General features: G+C 31.7%; 3 protein-coding genes and 1 pseudogene. All 4 read left to right on the top strand.

Translation table 11 applies throughout. The annotated features are described in order from the left end of the window. Positions 1-1,749 (top strand): DUF5675 family protein (locus CQA53_RS13150; protein ID WP_220272088.1); only part of this gene is annotated, 1,749 nt, incomplete at its 5' end. A gap of 11 nt (positions 1,750-1,760) precedes the next feature. After that, the gene (locus CQA53_RS10445; protein WP_115543904.1) at positions 1,761-2,249 is read left to right on the top strand and encodes a hypothetical protein; all 489 of its coding nucleotides are present in this window, start codon (positions 1,761-1,763) and stop codon (positions 2,247-2,249) included. A gap of 646 nt (positions 2,250-2,895) precedes the next feature. Further along, complete coding sequence (locus tag CQA53_RS12575; protein WP_181882447.1) at positions 2,896-3,036, top strand: hypothetical protein; 141 nt, start codon at positions 2,896-2,898, stop codon at positions 3,034-3,036. A gap of 350 nt (positions 3,037-3,386) precedes the next feature. Then, positions 3,387-3,530 (top strand): annotated as a pseudogene (locus tag CQA53_RS13400) (type VI secretion system tube protein Hcp); the annotation flags it as partial.

The following is a 3,530-nucleotide window of genomic DNA, read 5'->3' as shown; positions in this document are numbered from 1 at the left end:
AGAGACTTAACACAATGGGAAAATCATTACTTCTTAGAGCGAAGTGGATATGATTGTATTACACCAAACTTAGAGCTTAGAATCCCAGAGGGGAGGTATGAACTCTCATGGCATAAATCAGAAAGATACCTTAATCCGCAAGGAGAAAAATACACCAATCAATTGCGACAATATTGGAAAGCAATAAATGCAAATAATGAGCCACATAAAGATTCTAAAGGCAAAATAAGATATTGGAAACCTCTTTTAAACTTACATAATAAATATCTCCATCAAGATAGAAATATATTAATTCATAGTGGAGGAAAAATCCAAGATTCTCAGGGTTGCTTACTTGTAGGTGAGAAGATTGATAGAGATAAATCTCTTAATCCAACAAGAATTGCAACAAATAAAACATTTGATATAGCAAGCAAGTTGATGTCATTTTTAATGGACAATGATAAAAAACAAATCATTCAATATAAAGGTAAAAGCATAGAAAAGTATAATCATCTACTTGCAACAAATAAAAAAATACCAATCCCAAATATAACCTTTATCATAAGAAATAACTTTGGGGAGATAGCAAAGAGTGAAAAGATAAAGGCGAGAGATAAACTCTCCCTTAGATTCAATGGCAAAGAATTAATGATATTAGAGTATGGGGAGATAAAGAGAGATAAGGCAGATTCTACTAAACCTCATAAAGATAGAATCTTTGTAGCCTTTAGTGGTAATGCCTTAAGCCTAAAAGAAAAAGAAGAGTTACAAGAAAATAAGGGCTATACACACTTTGTAGAATATGAGGAGAAAGGATTATTGAATGATACAACATATTATTTCTGTCTTGATAAAGAATGGCAACAAGAGAAAGATAAAGGAGCTATGCCAGAGGGAGAATATTATATCAATATCAATGATATAAATGATAGAAGGACAATCTTTAGTGAAAATACATTTGGTAAGCATACAAGTATCTATACAGATAAAGAATGTGGTAATGGAGTAGAATCTCACACACAACGAGATAATTTCTATCTTTCAATCTATACAGACAAAGATTGCAGCAACACAACTGAATCTCATACACAAAGAGAGAATTTCTATTTGCATGGAGGAGATAAATATGGAAATAATGGAGGGATAGATGTAGGGAAGAATGATAAGAGATTCTTTAATACATTAGAAACTCTTAAGAAAGAATATAATATAAATACAAATGATAGAGTGATAGTAAGGTTGGAGGTGGAGTATGGGGAGGAGGATTTAAGCAACATTGAGGTTGTGGGACAAAATGGAATAGATATAAGTTTAGTTTCTGAACATTCTAAAAATATCTTAAGAAAGATAGCTAAAAATTCCAATTATACTAGAGTTGTTATAAGTAGCACCGCTAGAACGCCTAGAAGGCAAGCTGAAATTATGTATAACAATATCATACAAAATGGCATGAAACAACAAAGAAATACATACAAAGCACCGGGTCAGCAGGTATTAAATACTTACGAGAATCAAAAAAAGGCAGGAAAATCTAAAGAAGAAATTATACAAGCAATGACAAATATAATTAATAAACTTGGTGCTTCAAATGTATCAAGACATTGTGCTGATTTTAATGTCGTCAATGTGGTGGATATTCCGCATTCATCTTTAGGACAAACTAAAGAAATATTTAAAAGTGAAGTTGAGAAACTTATATCAAGCAGTAAAATAACTCAAGTGCTTGATGAAAATGGCTACTACCATATTGTGATACCACAACCATAAAAAGAGGATTAATGAAACGATTATTATTTGCTGTATCTTTGGTGTGCTTTATTTATGCAGATAATTTACCCAAATATGTCAAATCATGGCAGGGAAAAGTCTATACTTCTACATCAAATGTCAATGGCAAAGACATAACGCAAATATTTAAGATAGATGATTTTTGTGTAAAGTCTGATGGCATATTGAATGATAGGGACTTATTTGGAGAAAATTATTGCGAGATTGGGTATTCATACAATGGTAGTGCTTTTGATGATTGGAATGTGAATTTTTACATAGAAAAGCCAAATGATATGAATTATGGCTTAGTGCGTGTGATAAGTATAGAATCTGCGACAAAAGCAGTTATCAAGGTGGTTTCAATGGAATATGCTAATGATTTTTGCAATATTGAGGTAACAAAAGATGAAGATATTATCACGCTCCACCCATCAAAATGCAAGATTGATGATTTGGTGTTGCATAATAATATTTTTCATACATATCATCAAGAGTAATGATACGCAAAAAAAGAGCGATAATGGTTGGAATATTGAGTTGCAATATGACCATAATTTCAAATTTAAAACGCCATTTTTATTTACTACCAAACAATGCAGGATTCTATAATGAGCTTGTATAGTATAATTCTTATCTTTTGTGTCATTATCAGTGCTATATTTGTCGCAAGAAGTATTAGCTTACAAAATAATACAATAAAATATATCGCTATATTTTGGTTTGTGGTATCAAGCATTATGCTATATGGAATGATTTTTCAATCTAGCAGAGGTTTTTTGTATTGTTTCAAGAGGGATTCTGGATAATTATATGTATTTTTTTGCTAGGCATCATAAGTATCATTTGTGAAAGATATATTAGCAATATTGCTATTACTTACTTCTTGTTATGTTATTTTAGCCTACCCATTATATATGCTATAAGCGTATTTTATGGATTGTTTGTAGAATCTAACCAAACTTTATCTATCATGCAAATAGGAATGTATTGTGGATTTTTGCTATTTGCGATACTATCTCTCATTGGTTTTATCTCTTGGGTAAAGAAAAGGTATAAGATATGCAGGATTTGCTTTGTGTGTTGTATATTTTTTTATATCCTATTTTTACCACTTGGCGCAATTACTCTTGGCTGGATAGACAAATGAAAGCAGAGTGCGCAATGCGAGATAATAAGCATAATTACATTGCAAGACTTAAGGGACACAACAAAGGAGTAAATATGCAACGAGATAGAACACAAATTAAAGAGTTTCTTTATTGGCTCTATACTCTTTGGCTGTGATCCTATTTTTCATTATGTTATTATTCGAATACTTTTTAAGTGATAAAAAGATTCTTACAATCATCTTCCTACAATTAGCCTCTCCTCAACAAAAGCCCCATTGTTACAAAAACCTCTTAAGCAAGAATCTTATCGCAAACTCCAATCTTAATTATAGTATCTTATCACAACCCCTATAAAGCACTTTTGTGATTTCTTGCAAAGCTTAGAATCGAACATCTACCAACCCAATCATCATTGATATTATAGCTTCTAATTTGCTTTGCACTTTCTTTTATGGTTTTTACTATCATTCAACCCTTTTTATGTTATAATCCTCTTACTATCAATATCAGCACAAAGGACTTATCATGGCACAACCAGCATATATTAAGATAGAAGGCTCAACTCAAGGCTTAATCTCTAGTGGTGCAAGCACAGAGGCAAGTATAGGCAATCGTTATCAAGCAGGACATGAAGATGAGATAATGGCTCAAGAAATCTCTCATATTGTT

The sequence above is a fragment of the Helicobacter didelphidarum genome, from assembly GCF_003364195.1.
Classification (GTDB): Bacteria; Campylobacterota; Campylobacteria; order Campylobacterales; family Helicobacteraceae; genus Helicobacter_A; species Helicobacter_A didelphidarum.
This window is presented reverse-complemented; position numbering and strand designations above follow the sequence as displayed.

Coding starts and splice junctions, on each gene's coding strand:
- CQA53_RS10445 (WP_115543904.1), top strand. CDS start 1,761: ATGAAACGATTATTATTTGCTGTATCTTTGGTGTGCTTTATTTATGCA.
- CQA53_RS12575 (WP_181882447.1), top strand. CDS start 2,896: ATGAAAGCAGAGTGCGCAATGCGAGATAATAAGCATAATTACATTGCA.